Origin of the sequence: Paenibacillus sp. BT-177 (genome assembly GCF_025846815.2) — a bacterium.
GTDB classification, from domain to species: Bacteria; Bacillota; Bacilli; order Paenibacillales; family Paenibacillaceae; genus Paenibacillus; species Paenibacillus polymyxa_C.
Map to the genome: position 1 here is coordinate 89,881 of NZ_JAOYTP010000002.1, position 16,841 is coordinate 106,721.

Genomic DNA, 16,841 nt, shown 5'->3' on the forward strand with positions numbered 1-16,841 from the left:
TAGAGATGTCTACTCCTCATTGCGTTTAGCGAAAACGCTTAATTAAGGATATCACTCCCCAGATGAGCAACGCGAAGATTCCACTGACTATTAAAAATGTTATTAAAACCGAAGTCCATTCAATATGCAATTAACCTCACCCCATGCATCATTTTATGGTCATCGTGTAGAGTCTCTTTTAATGTCTCTCCATATTTTAACGCACGTTCACTTCTGTTGCATTTGAATTGAACAATTTTATTTTTATAATCATAGATAAGAATGCCAGCAGCGCAAACATCATTCCGCTCCAGATGAGCTGGTGTATTCCCAGATGAGAGATAAACCATCCGCCTATAGCAGATCCTATCGTAATACCCAGATTAGAAAATGAGACAAACAGGCTGTTACCGAACTCTGGAGCTTCTTTCGCTTCAGTAGTTAACCATGTTTGGCTAATAATAAGCCCTCCTGAATGCACAGCTCCCCAAATGAGCACAACTACAATCATCGCTAGGAAAGATGTACCCAGAGCATAAGTGAATACGTAAACGACCATATATAGCAACGGGAACATGATGACGGTCTTGATCAGATTTTTATGTAATAACCCTCCAAATAAAAAGTTCCCAAAAATCATAACGATTCCAAAGACCATCAGCATCATGCTGATCCATGATCCGTTCATAAGAGTTATTACTCCAAGATATTCAGCAAAATAGCTATACACTGAAAACATAGCCGCAAAGATAAAAATAACAGACACAATATTGAACCATAATTGAGGCTTGCGTAATATACCAAGCTGTTTGCCATAAGACATCTTTTGCTGGACAGGTAGAGAAGGAAGCCATATGAGGATTCCTACAAATGCAATCATGCTTACGACAGCTCCAAACCAGAAAGCAGCTTCTAACGCTATCTTCTCAGCAAGATAAGAAGTCAAGGGCACACCAAAAGCAAATCCTACTGTAATCCCGGCGAAAACCTTGGTGACGGCTTTACTGCTCTTTTCAGGGGGGACAAGATGAGATGCGGTCACGAGGGCAACTGAAAAAAAGACAGGGTGAAATATAGCAGGGAGAACACGAAAAATGAGCATGACCTCAAAATGAGTAGTATAGGCATAGACAATATTTGAAATAACAAAACTGAATACAGCTATTAATAGAGTAACTTTACGGTTCATGCCAGAAACGAGTAAGGTCAAAAACGGGCCTGAGATGGCCACAACTACAGAAAATATACTGACGAGCCAACCAGCCTGGGAAGCTGATACATTGAATTTTTGAGTGACTTGGGGAAGAACACCTATAATCCCCATTTCCGTTGTAATAATGCCGAACACGCCCAAAGCTAGAATGATAATAAGTAACGGGTTAACCTTTTTCATATTAAGTATAAGCCTCCAATTAATTATATATATAGATTCGTAGATATGTTATGTGAAAAAAAACTCCTTTCTGTTTATAGTTCTTTTTGGATGTACTCGGCAAATTCCTGTATTGTTTTTTCATTCCGACGATAGTACGTCCACTTTCCTACTCGCTCAGACTCTAACAAACCGGATTTTTGCATCGTTAATAAATAACTTGAAATTACAGACTGTGCCAGTCCCGATTTGGCCTGAATATCTCCCACGCATACACCAATTTGAAAATTAAGCCCTTGCTTTAAATAAGCCTGTTCATCAAAATAATCTTCCGGTTTTTTTAACCACTGCATAATTAGACGACGAGTCTCGTTGGACAAAGCTTTATAAATCAATGACGGTTCCATACATCACATTATATCTACTTTATTAGATTTGTAAATATTTAATTCAGATGATTACTCAGATGATTACATAATAAAATATAATAAAGGCTGCTTCCTCACGGAGAATCCGCTTGGAAACAGCCTGTTCGTGTCATCTCAACTACACAGATTTACTCTTATTCGAGCGGTACATCAAATACAGAAAATACGGTGCACCGATCAATGCAATCAGCAATCCAGAAGGAATTTCGGTCGGTGCAAGCACGGTCCGTCCAATCGTATCCGCCAGCACCAGCATGACCGCTCCCAAGATGCTCGACAGAACAATGGAACGGCGTACATGGTGCCCGATCAACGTACGCACAATATGCGGAGCAATTAGCCCGATGAAGCCAATTGTACCCACACAGGCTACTGCTCCACCTGCCAGCAGCACACCCACTACCATCGCCAGCAGCCGGGTGCGACGCACCGGAAGTCCCAGACCCATGGCACTGCTATCGTCAAATACCAAAAGATCGAAACGACGAGCCAGCCACCACGCTACTGGCAACAACACGAGCAGAAAGGCCAGAATGGTCGCCACCTGCCCCCAGTTTCGAGCGTAGGTACTACCAGTCAGCCAGATATAGCCTGTGCTACCCCAAAGTGAACCTTGGATGATCAACACCTGAATACCGGCTGATCCGATGGCAGATACGGCAATACCAAGCAGGATGACCACAGACGGATTGAGTTGCTTGTTCCACGATAAAAAGAAGATTACCGCTGCCGATACCGTCGCTCCGGCAATTGCCGCGATGGGCAACATATAAATAGGCAGCCCAGGCCACACGATAATCACTGCAAGCGCCCCGAAACCAGCCCCCGAAGAAACCCCGATGATTGAGGCATCCGCCAAAGGATTACGAACCGCTAGTTGGATCAAGACGCCGCTGATCGCAAGCGCGATACCAGCCCCGGCTGCCACCAACGTGCGTGGTATTCTAAATTGTAGCAAAGCCGAATTCGCGTTCTCCCCGCCAAACAGGCCAGACAGCAGATCCCCCACCGGAATGCGCATGCCTCCAAACATTAGACTGAATACCGTTAACAGCACGGCACAGCAAGCAAATATTGTAACCAGTCTGCCAAACGGTAATTTCCGAGAGCGTACACCTATGTTCATTGAAGACTGTCCACCGATACCGGAAGGCAGCTTCATCTTCCACAAAATCAGCCAAATCAACCAAGGTGCCCCGATCAAGGCCATGACCGCTCCGGTTGGCAAATCCATACTTGATTTGTGAACCATTTTCGCCAACACGTCTGCGCCTATCAACAGCAGTGCCCCCCATAGGAAGGAACCGGGTAGTACCCAACGATGCATTTTCAGCCCGCTTAAGCGAACCAAATGCGGAGCCACCAAACCTACAAATCCGATGGGACCAATGACGCTGACTGTAATGGTCGATAGCAGAACCGCCAGCACAATTCCCACCGCCCGGGTTAAGCTAACCTTTTGTCCAAGGGATGTGGATGTGGACTCATCCAGATCCAGCACATCAAACTGCCTTGACAGCATAACAGCAATAACCGAGAGTCCTACTACCCAAGGCCAAGCGTAAGTCGTCCCACTCCAATCATTTTGCACCAGTGAGCCCGAACCCCAGAGAAACAGCCCCTGTGTTTCAAATGAATAAAAGATATGCAACGCTCCGGTAAATGAACCAAGAACCATGGATACGATCAGGCCGGCAAGCGCCAACCGAATCGGTGTTCCTGCTCTTCCTCCACCCATAAAATAAGCTAGCACCGCTGCCAACAGCCCGCCAGCGGCGGCAAATAGAAATGGCGCCTGGTGCAGCAAGCCAGGAAACATCACTGCACCAAGTACGACCACAAAGTAGGCACCAGCGTTTATCCCTAGGGTATCAGAAGCCGCCAGTGGATTTTTGGTGATGGCCTGAAGCAAAGCACCGGCAATAGCCAGCGCGCCGCCAGCCAGGATTCCAATAACCGTACGCGGCATCCGAAGATCCCACACCATGTTATGCTCAAGCGTATCCTGACGCTGGGTCAACGCCTCGATGACTGTATGCAGCGGGATCGAAGCTTCCCCATAACACAAGCTTACAAAAAAAAGCACGATGAGGACGAGCAAACCGCCCCCAAAGATGCTTCCTATACGCCAAGTCTTCGATAAACCCGTTGTGTCCGTTCGGGTCATTTCGTCAGAGCTCCGACTACTTGATCAACCAGTACTTTGGATGAGATTGGGCCACCGAATGTCCATGTTGTGCCGTCTAGCGGGTAGGTCCGTTTCTCTTTAACAAAGTTCAGTCCGTTCCATACCGTGTTGTTCTTCATCGCGGCGCCAAATATATCGTCCGTCTTTTGCGTAATGTAGATAAAATTACTGTCCTGTACAGCTGGAAGAGCTTCGATTCCAACGGTACTAAATCCGTACTTCTCAGTCTGGTCCGACTTCCAGTCATTCACCATACCGATTTTCGCAAGTGTTCCCACTACAACCGAATTTTCTTTGAACATTCGCAGACTGGCAGCATTTTGAGATGTAAAGGCTTGTGTCAGCGCATAGTGAAAGTCTGCTTTGCCCGCTTTTTCCAATGTAGCCTTTGCTTCTACATAGTGCTGGTCAAGTTCGCTTAAGACTTTATCAGCCTGTTCCGTTTTACCGGTAGCCACAGCAACTTGCTTGAAAATTTCAACCATACGATCGTAATCATAGCCGTTCCCCTTGTAAGGATCGAACTCTATCGTTGGTGCAATTCCCTTAAGCTGCGCATAAATCGCTGCATTGTTATCGGCGTTAGAGATAATAAGGTCTGGCTTGAGCGCCGCAATCGCTTCGAGATTGGGTTCGCCCCGTGTGCCGATATCCGTTACGGTATCAGCCAGCTTCGCCTCCGGTGTTACCCACAGCTTGTAGTTTTCATTGTCCGCATTGCCGACCGGCTGTACGCCAAGGGCAATCAGATCTTCGGTAAACGTCCATTCGAGTACAACGACACGTTCCGCTGGCTTGTCCAGCTTGACTTCTCCATGGTCGTCCTTAACCGTAACTGGACCAGCCGCTGTAGATGTCTGCTCAGATCCTGCAGCACCTTCCGTCTTTGAGCTATCCCCAGCCGAACCGCAACCTGCCAATACAATCGCGAAAACTACAAATAACAATAGGCCATTCAACATCTTTTTCATTTCTCTCAATCACCCCTGTATGTATATGCATCGGAAAATGATAATCATTATCAGTAAAAGAGTATAGGGGTTAGTGATTTTTGTCAATAAGGATATATCGAAGTTCAATTGAATCGCACACAGGTTCCGTATATGATAGCTTTATCATTGTTTTAAGGGAGGCTACATTGAAGTGGCAGTATTAATCAACGAGCAAATTAAAGCTGATGAGGTGGTGCTCACTGGACTCTCAGGGGAGAACCTCGGCGTTGTTTCCAAGTCAGAAGCCTTGGCTATGGCCCGATCCAAAGGAGTGGATCTGGTCTGCACCTCACTGATGAGTAGTCCACCACCGTGCAGTTTGGTTGCAAAAGGCAAAGGAAAAGCACTTGCGCAAAAAAAAGCCGCAGCAAGCAAAACAAACAACGGACGAGCCGCAGGAAGCAGCGGCAAAGAAAAGGTCAAGGAGCTCCGCTTCACCGCTCACATTGAGGATCATGATTACGACACGAAGCTGCGTCAGGCGGACAAACAGCTTCGTTCTGGTAAGCCGGTACAGTTGGTCGTTAAGGCGTCAGGCGCAAAAGAAGCACCTGTCGCCAAAGCGGTGCTGGAGCGTCTACTGGGTGATCTGAAGGAAGTCGGCGTAAAGGAAACTGGAATCCAGACGGGCGGCAAGGGCTCACAGGTAAAATTAAACCCTCGCTGAATGGCGAATCGTTAGATTGGGCAAGTCTCTTCGTCCGTATGAAAATCCCTTGGGAGGAATTGGAATGCATCGAAAAAATGTCCCTCGTTAAGCCCGTTCTCCTCCATCCATGTGTTAGTTTCAACTCACCCCAACAAATCGGAGGGAGAATCACTAATGAACATGAATGGACCTATTCACATTTCTCGAATTGAAAGATTTCAGACTTGCCACGAAATAGCTACTAGGTTGCATGAGGTATATAGAGACAAAATTTTGGCTATAGGGGTCTATGGATCTGTTGCCAAAGGTACGGACGGCCCTTTCTCAGATATTGAAATGTTTTGTGTATTAAGTGAATCCAACGCTCCTGTAGATTTTAGCCATGAATGGTCGGCGGGTCCCTGGAAAGCTGAGGTGAACGTCTGTAGTTCAGACATTCTTCTGAAAACCGCCTCTACCGTTGAGGGCGACTGGCCGTTGACACATGGACCCTTCTTTTCCCCACTTCGTCTGTATGATCCTAAAGACTTTTTTTCTATATTAAAGGAAGCTGCCGAATCCCCAACAAAGGAAGATTTCAGGCATGCCATCAACGAAGTGCTTGTAGGTGAAATGTATGAGTTTATTGGAAAGCTTAGAAATGTCAGTATAAATGGCCCTCGTACTTACTTGCCGTACTTGATCATGCAGTTTGCCCAATATGGGGCTATGTTAGTTGGGTTACACAATCAGAAGCTTTTCTCAACGGGCTCAATGGTTCTACCGGAAGCACTGGAACTGCCGAGTCGTCCACAAGGATTTGATTATCTGGTTAAGATGGTCATGTCCGGTGACTTAGCGGAATCCACAAAGATCATTTTAGCCTGTGAAAATTTCTGGAGTGGTCTTGTGAGCTGGGCAGTCGAACATGACTATCATATGAACTCACAACGAATCCCATTTTAATCGGAAATTAAAGTCCGCTTTAATTTCGCTTACTATAATGCCCTATTTTCGCTATGCCAAATCCCCCTTTCGTTAAGGGGGATTTTCATTTTTCTTCTGAGCGGATGAGATCCTTTTTACAGACATGTTACGTTATATTTTTTTGTAAAATATTTTAAATTTAAATTACTTGATTTCATCCCCCACCTCGCTTATTCTCGGTATATGCATACTTTGGCTCTATTAATCTTCTCATATACAGTCCTTGTTCATGTACACATGCCAGAATGTATATTTCCTGTGTTTTCAGAGAAAATGTAATGCATAGGTCTTTATATAGAGCTAATTTTTGTTAATATCCAATAACAGGGCCCTAGGCCCTATGACAGATTACATTTTAATGATATATTGATAGATACTACAAAAGACTAATTACCCAGGGCTTGGGCTGGAGGATGTATGAAAAAGGAATCAAATCAAGACGAAACCAGTTATTTATTTAATGTTGATGTATTAGTTAAAGGTCGTTCGAACGTAGAGGCCCTTCAGTTCCTGCTTAATCTCTTGAGCCAAAACGAACAAATTGCAGATAGTCGGATTCAATCTGGTATCGAACTTGGCAATTTAATTGAAGCTGCATTATATCTAAAAAAACAGTCGGCTGTTAATAGCCCATCTGATGCAGCCGCTACGCTTGCGGAAAGATTCTCCAAAAAGAAATCAGCCGCAATTCCGAACAAGACACCCGTTGTTCAAGAGATCAAACAATCCCACGTACAGCCAAAGCCTGCAATACAACAAGACCTTAGTACGTACGAATGGATCAAACGCTATATACATGATAATACGCTTGTACGGTTAATTGTGAACCGCTATGGAGGACAGCGCAGCATTCCTTGCCGCATACTCAACCTGGACCATGATAATAACCTGCTGAGTGTGTATCATGTCGATGAGAAGCAAGTATACTCCTTTAAAATGAATGAGATCGACGAAATCACATCATAAGTGTAACATCTCACTAAAACAACAAAGCATGAAAAAAGAGAATCGGTGGAAAAACATTGCGTCTTTCCTGCCGGTTCTCTTTTTTAATATGGACCGATAAGTTTTCTAAGCCTCTTTCTTTAGACCAGCAGCAGCCCATGCCAGGAATATCCATCCTGCAATAAAACATACGCCCCCTAATGGGGTGATCGCACCCAGCACACGGATTCCGGTTAAACTCAGCACATACAGACTGCCGGAAAACAAAATGATACCCGTGAACAACAGCCGCGCGGCCCATCTTAAGCGGGTCGAAGGGCCCCATTGTCCGGCAGCCAATGCAATGATCAGCAAACCGACAGCGTGAATCATATGGTATTTCACACCGGTTTCATATATAGCCAATGCATCCGCGTCGATCCGTGCTTTTACAATATGCGCTCCGAAGGCTCCAATGGCTACCGCCAACATCATCATTATAGATCCTACCATTATCCATCTTCGTTGCATGTTTTTTTTACTCCTTTTCACTGTTCCTTTTACCCGAATGTTCTTCTTATTTTATCGGAACAGCATGAAGTTTACCAGCCAGTGTGTGTAAACAAACCACATACGAAATTCGATGATTAAGCCCTGTCTATTGGAGGGTAATATGTAAAGTGGCTTGCTTTTTTGTTTATTTTGTGGAAAATTAGTACCTGTTCGGACTATGTTCAAGGAGTTGAAAAAATGAGTTACCAAGATCCTAATTTGCAAAAGCCTGCTGCGTCTGAGGAGCACCCTGTTTTTTCAGAAGCTCCTGTGTTTCAGCCTCCGGTCAAGCTCAAGCATTCCGGTCCCGGAATTGCTTCTTTTATTATGTCGCTCGTCAGTCTGATCGGATATATTATCTTGGCTATTATGGTCATTAATCTGATGGCTCATTTCAGCCAATACCAAACAATGAACCCGGAAGTCGCTTTGCAGCAAACCGGAACGATGCTGATTCCCTTTATTTTTTTAGCCAGCCTGCTGCTCAATTGTAGCGGACTTGTGGTCGGGATCATCGGCATTGCGTTAAAAAACCGCAAAAAAACCTTTGCTATTACTGGATTAATCATTAATGCACTCATTATTGTAGGTTTTATTGCACTACTTGCCATCGGTCTTTCGATTCCGAATAGCACAGCGGATATTTATCCTTCCTCTGTGCAATCTTTATGATTTTTCTGCATCTCACAGAGAGGATTTAATGTATGAACAAAATTAAAATTTTTGCAGACAGTACCAGTGATGTTCCTGCCCACTGGCGTCAACAGTACGAGATTAGCATTGTACCATTGTATACAGTATTTGGTGATGAAGCATTGCAAGATGGGGTGAACATTCACCCGGAACAATTATTTCAGCGTGTCAGCCGCGAGGGACGCTTACCTCGTACCGCCGCACCTTCTCCGGCAGATTTTATTCAAGCCTTTACGCCCTACATAGAACAAGGAGATGACATTTTATATATCAGTCTGTCCTCCGAGCTATCATCGACATACCAGAATGCGCTGCTCGCTGCCTCCGAATTTCCAGAAGGTCGCATTACGGTTTTTGATTCCCTAAATTTGTCGTGCGGCTTTGGCCTGCTTGTGATGAAAGCTGCTCGCGCAGCAGCTAACGGTAGTACGATAGAGCAGATTGTAGACATGTTGACGGCAACCAGACCGCTAATCGACACGGAATTTGTGATTGATACACTCGAATACCTATATAAAGGCGGAAGATGCTCAGGAATGCAAAACCTGATCGGCAGTCTGCTCAAAATTCGTCCGGTAATCAAAGTGATTGACGGAAAAATGACGCCCGCCTACAAGGTTCGCGGCAAACGTGAAAAAGCACTAGAACAAATGCTGCAAAATGCCCTGAACCATCGGGATTTGATGGATAACGATATGATTATTGTCGTGCACGCTTTGGCTGAGGAAGATGCGCTGATGCTGCAAGCACGTCTGAAAGAGGAAACAAACGCACAAGAGGTACTGCTAACAACAGCAGGCTGTGTTATATCCAGTCATTGTGGTCCACAAACGATCGGTATTATGTATACCAAAAAAGCATAGTTTATCCAATATCAAACCTGTTACCCATTGGTAGCGGGTTTTTTGGTATTTTTCCAGCAATTTAGCAATGAATAACTTTCCTCTTTTTGATAGTATTATTCGTCGAGTAACAATATATACACTTACAATCTATCATAAAAAGAAGGTTATTGGAGATGAGTTCCAAACGATCGCGTTGGCTAACCAGGTTTACTCTATCGGCAACTACAGCCATTACAATATTTACAACATTCACTTCATATTTAGCTGCCCCGGCAGCAGCATCCGGCGTAGCTTTTCGGGATATTGCACACAGCTACGCCTATCAGTCTATTATTTCCCTGCATGCTAAAGGAATTTTGAATGGTACACAACCTGGTTACTTTTCTCCTAAAAAGGCCGTTACCAGAGCTGAATGGGTTACCGCATTGGACCGTACACTCGGGCTAGAACCTGTACAAGCAGTTGTTTCCTCCTATCGGGATGTTCCCAAACAGGCGTGGTACTACGGTTGGATTGAGGCGGCTTCGCAGCTTGATATCGTACAGGGAGGTTCTTCCGCTACATTTCAACCCAATAGTCCTATAACCCGGCAAGAAGCAGCCTTAATGATTGCACGTCTCATCCGCTCTTCGGGCGGATCAGGTAACGCCATTTCCTCTTTCATAGATCGTGATGAAATTGCTGATTGGGCTCTTGAAGGGGTAACCACCGTGAATCGTTACGGCTTTATGAAAGGTGAAAACAACTATTTTCGCCCGGCATCTTCTCTCACTCGTGAAGAAACAGCGGCATTATTGGAGCGTCTGCTGACGTATTCAGCACAGCATGCTCGCCAAGCTGCTTCCACTGCTTCTTCCATTCGATTAGGCTGGCAATATGACCAAACCGTTCAGCAGTTTGAAAATACGGTGCTTCAATCCAACATCAACACCCTCTCACCACGCTGGTTTTTTCTGAACGAAACAGGCAGTATCAGCGATTACACCAATTCTTCGCTGCTTACCTGGTCCAAACAGCATCAAAAAAAAATCTGGGCTATGGTAGGCAACCGCTCCAATCTGGCGCTAACGCACCAAATTCTGTCCAGTGAGGTTCTACGGGCTACAACCATAACTCAACTTGCCAATGCTGTGTCTGTACATGGTTTGGACGGGCTTGTCATTGATTTTGAAAATGTAGATGGTCAGGATCGTGCCTACCTTACATTGTTCGTCCAACAATTAAAGGCTAAGTTGAAAAGTCAAAATGCGGTACTGGCGCTTTGTGTATCTCCTGATTACGGAACGGACTGGACTGCCGCTTTTGATTATCAAAAGCTTGGCGCTGTGGCAGACTATCTAATCCTGATGGGATATGACGAGCATTGGGGAGGGAGCTCGATCCCCGGCTCCGTGTCCTCACTGCCATGGCTGCGTGAAAGCGTGCGGCGCTTTGTACAAACCACCGATCCGGAGAAAGCGATTTTGGCGTTGCCCTTATTTACACGGAATTGGACACTTAACACTAGCGGACAGTCAATCGCTTCCTCTGATATTTCATTAGACCAGCAAAATCAGCTAGTATCCCGTATCTCTTCCAAACCGATCTGGAACGAGGATATTCAGCAGTATACCGTATCATACAAAGATACTCAGCTTCATAAGCTATGGCTGGAAGAAGGGCGATCCTTTACTCGTAAGTACCGCTTGGGCCAGGATGAAGGATTTGCCGGCTTCGCCTATTGGTATTCAGGCGGCGCAAGCTCTGATCTGTGGTCCAGTGTGAAGAATGCGGACCGCTTTATACAGCGTGGCTTGTAAAAGTCAAAAGCCTTCAACCTCACGTAAAAAGTGAAGTTGAAGGCTTTTGCCATACATACGTATTATCAGCCTACGACCGATATGCAACTTGCCCGTTCACAACGGTCATCCGCACCTTAACATCAAGTAAATCCTGGTGACTTTCCGATACATCGCGGTCAATAACGGTAAAGTCAGCAGCTTTGCCTTCAGCGATTGTCCCTCTTTCATTAGCTTCCCCAGCGGCTACTGCGCTTCCCATAGTAAACAGATGAATGGCTTCGTGAACATCCAACTTCTCAGCGGGAAGATAGCCCTCATGCGTTTCTTCCGGCTTGGCGCGAGTCACTGCCGCATGTATACCCAGAAATGGGTTTAATGGCTCAATCGGCGCATCACTGCCTCCAGCGCACGGAATGCCTGCTTGCAGCAGCTTTTTCCAGGCATACAAATATTCGCTCCGTTCTTTCCCAACTCGATCCAGCACCCAGGGAAAGTCACTGGCGACAAAACGAGGCTGGATGTCCGCAATCAGCGGCAGCTTCGCCATTCTTTTGACCAAATCAGCCCTTAGCACCTGCCCATGAATCAGACGATCCGGCAACCCGCTTTCCTCCGTTAATCCATGAGCCTCCATCGCTGTCAAAATCATATGCGCCGCTTCATCTCCGATGGCATGTACAGCCACTGGAAAGCCTGCAGCTCTGGCTGCTGCCACCATCTGATTTAGCTCTGACTGTGGTTGGATGGCCATTCCACACGTATGTGGAGCATCACTATAAGGTTCGGATAATAAAGCCGTTCTTCCACCAATAGCGCCATCAGCAAACATTTTAATCGCACCGATTTTGAACCACTCATTTCCGGTACCTGCACGCAGCTCCTGTACTTTCACTTCTTCCATAAATGGATGATAGATGAGCTGGTGTGTGCGAAATGCAAGACCTTCTTCTCTCAGCTCTCTGTAAATTCGCTGCATTGTCTCCACGCTGCCCAAAAAACGTAAATCCTCCGTATGCGCAGCAGTCAGCCCCAGCCGTAGCGCATCCAGACAAGCTCGCCGGATCGTATCCTTCTTCACCGAATAATCCGGCTCTGGCTGCACGCTTGTAAAGGCAAAGGATGCTTCCTCATAAATCAGTCCATTTAATCGACCCTCTGCGTCCCGTCCATAGGCTCCTGAAGCCGGATCAGGGGTGTTCTCGTTAATACCTGCACGCCGAAATGCCTCTGAATTGGCTAAAAACGTATGAAAACACGTACGAGTCAGATATACCGGGTGCTGATCTGTAATGGCATCTAGCTCAGCTATATTCGGAATTTCAACAGGATTAAACGCATTTTCGTTCCAATTAAGTCCTAAAATCCACTCTCCCGGCGGTGTTACAGCGACCCGCTTGCGCAGCATAGCCAGCATCTCGTCCTTGGAAGTAGCTGATGTTAAATCCAGCATAGCTAGCTTCATACCATGCATAGACAAATGCATATGGGCATCGGTTAAACCCGGCAATACATTGGCTCCCTCCCAATCCACGGTTTCATACTCCTTACCAGATAACTGCAATTCAAGCTCCCGAGCATTTCCAATGGCCTGTATGCGGCCATGCTGTACAACGATGGAGTCTCCTTTGGTAGCCCAGTCCCCATATAACCTGCCGTGCTTGAACAAAACGAATGTCAACGCCACTCATCTCCTTTTTTCCAACTATACGCTTGATCTGCTGCATATTACGCCAGGGTTGCTACTTCCAAACGTAGTGTATTTATATCTACCTGCTGTACCACCTGTGCAAAGTCATCATGAGCTGCACAGACAGCCATTTTATAATCTGGGTCTAGCTCATACTGCTTAAAATGACAATACTCCGTAGTAAAGCCCTCTGTCGTGAAACCTATAGACGGTTGTGTTTCCAACTCGAATGAAAAAGACTTTAACGGCAGCGTTAGCCCCTGTCCTTCGGCCTTCACAAAACTTTCCTTAAGCGTCCAAAGATCGTAAAAATAGGATAAACGACTCTCTGCATCCTGATGCATTAATGCATCATACTCTGTGTCCGAGAAGCACACCCTGCCTACTTCAAAATCAATAGGACGGAGCTGTTCAATGTCAATACCAAGCGGATGATCATCGATAGCGCATACTACCCATTTTCCCGAATGGGAAACATTAAAATGAAATGCCGGCGCATTCAACAAGGAGGGCTTGCCAAAAACATTGTATGTAAACTGAAGGCTGGCATTCGGTATTTTTAATTGTCGACAAGCCAACCATCTTAACAACACATCAGCGTATAACCCCCTCAAAGCGTCTTCCCGATGTAAAAAACGATCCAACTTGTGCTGTTTTGCCAGCGAAACCCGATTTACCAGTAATTCGTAATGATTCTCAGCCTCTGGCTTGCTCGTATCAATCGCGTATATTTCCATGGTCGCCTCCCGTATATCCTAATGAATATAATACGTTTGTAACACTCACTATTCGATTGAAGTCTGTCAAATTTGGATGACGCTTGCCATATACATGGTCAATATACTACTCTAGCACTTTCAATTCAATATGGATACAATTGGGATAAGCAGCTCTTCAAAGCTACTCTATAGAACCCACTAATGAAAGCGCTTTAAAATAACACATACAGAGGAGGACGAAACAATGAAATATGATTTTGCCCGCTTGCTGTGTATTATGCTCACTATTTTGCTTTCGTTAAGCATTTTTCAGATGTTCTCACCTAAGATTGCTTCAGCTGCTTCAGCGAATGTAGTAAATGGAATTCAGTTTAAAGATACAGATGGAAACGTGGTCCATGCCCATGGGGGCGGAATGATTAAAGTGGACGGTTATTATTATTGGTTTGGTGAAAATCGTAATCCGAATGGAACGTTCAAGGCGGTATCCGCTTATCGTTCCTCGGATTTAAAAAACTGGGAGTTTCGTAAAAACGTGCTGACCAGCAGCTCGGCCGTAGAGCTGAATGTATCGAATATTGAACGTCCGAAAGTAATTTATAATGAAAAAACACGCAAATACGTATTATGGATGCACAAGGAAAACGGGATTAATTACAACGAAGCCCGAGTGGCAGTTGCCTCATCTGATACTGTAGACGGCGATTATACGTATCAGGGCAGCTTCCGTCCGCTGGATTATGATTCGCGCGATATGACTGTATACAACGATAACGGTACTGCATACCTGATATCGGCTACCCGTGTAAACGCCGATCTGAACATTTATCGCCTGACACCGGATTTTCTTCAAGTTGAATCGCTGGTGGCTACACTCTGGCCAGGACAATATCGTGAAGCTCCGGCGATGTTCAAAAAAGGAGACGTCTACTTCCTGATTACATCCGGGGCAACTGGCTGGAATCCCAATCAGGCCAAGTATGCTACTGCGTCCAGCATTGAAGGAACCTGGAGCAATACGATGAACTTCGGGGACGGGACGACTTACGGTTCACAGTCGGCCTACGTCATTCCTGTTGAAGGTACGCAGACGACCTCATATCTGTATTTGGGCGACCGTTGGGCTGGGGCGTGGAGCGGTCCTGTGCAGGATTCGCAATATGTGTGGTTGCCACTGCGTTTTCCAACTGCAACTTCATTGGCCATGGATTGGTTCGACAGCATTAACGTTGATACCGCCAGTGGTGTGGTTGAGGGCGTAACCACGCCGATGGTCATCGACCCGGATGCTTATTATCAGCTGGTAAGTCGCAAGAGCAACAAGCCGCTAGGCATCATTGGCAATGCGACGATAGACGGAGCAGATCTAGAGCAGCGTGCGAATTCCGGAGCACCAAGCCAGCAATGGCAGCTTAAGGATGCAGGCGGCGGATACTATAAAATTGTGAATCGGAACAGCGGGAAGCTGATTGGTGTTGAAAGCGGTGCTACAGCGGACGGCGCAGTGATCGAACAGTGGAATGATGGAGGCTGGTCCAGCCAGCATTGGCAGCTCGTATCCGTAACCGGGGGCTATTACAAGCTGAAAAATCGGGCAACTGGCAAGCTGATCGACATTTCCGAAGGCGCCACTGGCGATGGAGCCAAAGCCATTCAATGGGGCGATAATGGCGGGACGAATCAGCATTTCCGTGTAGTTAAAGTAGAATAGCTTAAATCCTTACCAAAAGGAGCCGTCATCCGAACAGATCTTAGTGATCATAACGGAAAAACGACTCCTTTTTACGCAAAAACGATAAGATGGGTGATGTCTAGTACACTACACTTCCCACGGAAAATCTGTCGTCAGAAAACTGGCCAGTTGCTTGCTTTCTTCCCTCCGCTGACGCCGTATGGCTGCGCGCGATGGAGCTGTCTGGTGTAATTGTATTTGCTCCTCTGTTTCCGGAATCACCTGTGGGACGGTCACTTTACGATTGTTCTCGTCCAATGCCACAAAGGTCAGGAAGGCGGTGGCTGCAATTTTGCGGTCGCCTGTCATTAATCCTTCGCGAATCACTTTTACGAATACCTCCATCGAGCTGCGGCCTGTCCAAGTTACGAACGCTTCCAGCGTGACAGAATCGCTCGGGTGGATAGGCAGCAAAAAATCCACCGAATCTGTAGAGGCTGTAACTGTGTTCGTACGGCACAGCTTGGCGGCAGCTATAGATGCGATATCGTCGATATACGACATCAACCGACCTCCGAAAAGCGTGTTATGATTGTTGATATCGTTGGGAAATACTCGGGACGTCTTAAAGCAGTAGGTTTCTCGGATGTACTTGCTTTCCATGGGTTCTTTCCTCTCTTTTCCTCGTTACTCTCTTTTTATATCTCAGAATTCTGCAGAATCCTGTGTCGAAGTCTGTTGTAGACTATGTTAATCATCCCACTAATCCGCATAATAAATCAATACATAAAAATCGGCATCCTCATCCGAATCATTACGATAGGTATGGAAATCAGATCCTTGAAATTGCACGGCGTCCCCTGAACTCAGTTTGAGCTGTTGCCCCTGCATTTCAAAGTACATTTCCCCACGGATCATGAGAATCGTTTCCTCTCCCAGATGCTCTTCTGCCTTGTGTGTAAAGCCTGGCTTCAGACTTACCGTGAATACCTCAAACTTCTTTTCCGAGTGATACGGGAAGACAGGGTAAACAAAATAGTTACCGTCCTCATCAATAACTGGATGCAAATCTGCTCTCCGAATCTTCGTGATTTGCGGCGGGTCTTCTTTAAGAAAGGTCGAGAAGGATACGTGCAAGCCGTTCGCAATCTTCCAAAGCGTGGTTACCGTAGGATTGGATTTCCCCTTCTCAATTTGAGCCAACATCCCTTTGCTAACCCCTGTCAGTTCAGCCACCTTATCCAAACTAAGTCCTCTAGTCTTCCTGATTTGAGCCAAATTAGAACCAATAATATATTGCATTGAATCCACCGAATTATACCTCCTCATATCCAAAAGTCTATATATGAAGAATACACAAAAGTACCCGCTGTAGCTACAATTTACTCTATTAT

At 45.8% G+C, this 16,841-nt stretch carries 16 protein-coding genes; 7 read left to right on the plus strand and 9 right to left on the minus strand.

The annotated features are described in order from the left end of the window. Positions 1 to 196: 196 nt before the first annotated feature. From OIU26_RS06535 to OIU26_RS06550, 4 genes are all read right to left on the minus strand, one after another. Positions 197 to 1,372, minus strand: coding sequence for an MFS transporter (locus OIU26_RS06535; RefSeq protein ID WP_264216324.1), 1,176 nt, complete (start codon positions 1,370 to 1,372; stop codon positions 197 to 199). A gap of 74 nt (positions 1,373 to 1,446) precedes the next feature. Continuing rightward, the gene (locus OIU26_RS06540) at positions 1,447 to 1,758 is read right to left on the minus strand and encodes an ArsR/SmtB family transcription factor (RefSeq protein ID WP_014599587.1); all 312 of its coding nucleotides are present in this window, start codon (positions 1,756 to 1,758) and stop codon (positions 1,447 to 1,449) included. 139 nt (positions 1,759 to 1,897) lie between these two features. Further along, positions 1,898 to 3,946, minus strand: a complete 2,049-nt coding sequence (locus OIU26_RS06545) for an iron ABC transporter permease (RefSeq protein WP_264216325.1) — start codon at positions 3,944 to 3,946, stop codon at positions 1,898 to 1,900. Then, a complete protein-coding gene (locus OIU26_RS06550) occupies positions 3,943 to 4,938 on the minus strand; it encodes an ABC transporter substrate-binding protein (RefSeq protein WP_013370192.1) in 996 nt (331 codons plus the stop codon). Before OIU26_RS06550 ends, OIU26_RS06545 begins: the two co-directional genes overlap by 4 nt. 172 nt (positions 4,939 to 5,110) lie before the next feature. Between OIU26_RS06550 and infC the strand changes: the two genes are divergently transcribed. The 3 genes from infC to OIU26_RS06565 all read left to right on the plus strand — a co-directional run bounded on the left by infC (position 5,111) and on the right by OIU26_RS06565 (position 7,540). Beyond that, positions 5,111 to 5,626 carry a translation initiation factor IF-3 gene (gene infC, locus OIU26_RS06555; RefSeq protein ID WP_264216326.1) on the plus strand — a complete coding sequence of 172 codons (516 nt, stop codon included), beginning with the start codon at positions 5,111 to 5,113 and terminating at the stop codon, positions 5,624 to 5,626. Between the two features lie 156 nt (positions 5,627 to 5,782). After that, positions 5,783 to 6,553 carry an ANT(4')-I family aminoglycoside nucleotidyltransferase gene (locus OIU26_RS06560; protein ID WP_264216327.1) on the plus strand — a complete coding sequence of 257 codons (771 nt, stop codon included), beginning with the start codon at positions 5,783 to 5,785 and terminating at the stop codon, positions 6,551 to 6,553. Positions 6,554 to 6,991: 438 nt separating this feature from the next. Beyond that, on the plus strand, positions 6,992 to 7,540 hold the full coding sequence (locus OIU26_RS06565) for a hypothetical protein (protein ID WP_058829284.1): 549 nt from the start codon (positions 6,992 to 6,994) through the stop codon (positions 7,538 to 7,540). Positions 7,541 to 7,645: 105 nt separating this feature from the next. On the opposite strand, the gene OIU26_RS06570 is transcribed toward OIU26_RS06565, so the two are convergent. Beyond that, on the minus strand, positions 7,646 to 8,029 hold the full coding sequence (locus tag OIU26_RS06570) for a DUF423 domain-containing protein (RefSeq protein WP_040101759.1): 384 nt from the start codon (positions 8,027 to 8,029) through the stop codon (positions 7,646 to 7,648). A 219-nt stretch (positions 8,030 to 8,248) separates the two neighbouring features. Here OIU26_RS06570 and OIU26_RS06575 point away from each other — a divergent pair, with 219 nt between their 5' ends. From OIU26_RS06575 to OIU26_RS06585, 3 genes are all read left to right on the plus strand, one after another. Next, entirely contained in the window at positions 8,249 to 8,722 is a 474-nt protein-coding gene (locus OIU26_RS06575; RefSeq protein WP_025676418.1) for a hypothetical protein, read from the plus strand. A gap of 32 nt (positions 8,723 to 8,754) precedes the next feature. Continuing rightward, complete coding sequence (locus OIU26_RS06580) at positions 8,755 to 9,606, plus strand: DegV family protein (protein WP_058829282.1); 852 nt, start codon at positions 8,755 to 8,757, stop codon at positions 9,604 to 9,606. A 155-nt stretch (positions 9,607 to 9,761) separates the two neighbouring features. Further along, positions 9,762 to 11,387 carry an S-layer homology domain-containing protein gene (locus tag OIU26_RS06585; protein WP_107733906.1) on the plus strand — a complete coding sequence of 542 codons (1,626 nt, stop codon included), beginning with the start codon at positions 9,762 to 9,764 and terminating at the stop codon, positions 11,385 to 11,387. Between the two features lie 70 nt (positions 11,388 to 11,457). Here OIU26_RS06585 and OIU26_RS06590 read toward each other — a convergent pair whose 3' ends face one another. Both OIU26_RS06590 and OIU26_RS06595 read right to left on the minus strand, forming a co-directional pair. Beyond that, the gene (locus tag OIU26_RS06590; protein WP_264216328.1) at positions 11,458 to 13,047 is read right to left on the minus strand and encodes an amidohydrolase; all 1,590 of its coding nucleotides are present in this window, start codon (positions 13,045 to 13,047) and stop codon (positions 11,458 to 11,460) included. Positions 13,048 to 13,094: 47 nt separating this feature from the next. Next, positions 13,095 to 13,793 (minus strand): 4'-phosphopantetheinyl transferase superfamily protein, encoded by a 699-nt coding sequence (locus tag OIU26_RS06595; RefSeq protein WP_264216329.1) that lies wholly within the window; start codon positions 13,791 to 13,793, stop codon positions 13,095 to 13,097. 226 nt (positions 13,794 to 14,019) lie between these two features. Between OIU26_RS06595 and OIU26_RS06600 the strand changes: the two genes are divergently transcribed. Next, complete coding sequence (locus tag OIU26_RS06600) at positions 14,020 to 15,486, plus strand: RICIN domain-containing protein (RefSeq protein WP_264216330.1); 1,467 nt, start codon at positions 14,020 to 14,022, stop codon at positions 15,484 to 15,486. Positions 15,487 to 15,594: 108 nt separating this feature from the next. On the opposite strand, the gene OIU26_RS06605 is transcribed toward OIU26_RS06600, so the two are convergent. Beyond that, positions 15,595 to 16,110: an acyl-CoA thioesterase gene (locus OIU26_RS06605; RefSeq protein WP_014599583.1), complete on the minus strand. Its 516-nt coding sequence runs from the start codon at positions 16,108 to 16,110 to the stop codon at positions 15,595 to 15,597. A 99-nt stretch (positions 16,111 to 16,209) separates the two neighbouring features. Beyond that, positions 16,210 to 16,758 (minus strand): helix-turn-helix domain-containing protein, encoded by a 549-nt coding sequence (locus tag OIU26_RS06610; protein WP_264216331.1) that lies wholly within the window; start codon positions 16,756 to 16,758, stop codon positions 16,210 to 16,212. Between the last annotated feature and the right edge of the window lie 83 nt (positions 16,759 to 16,841).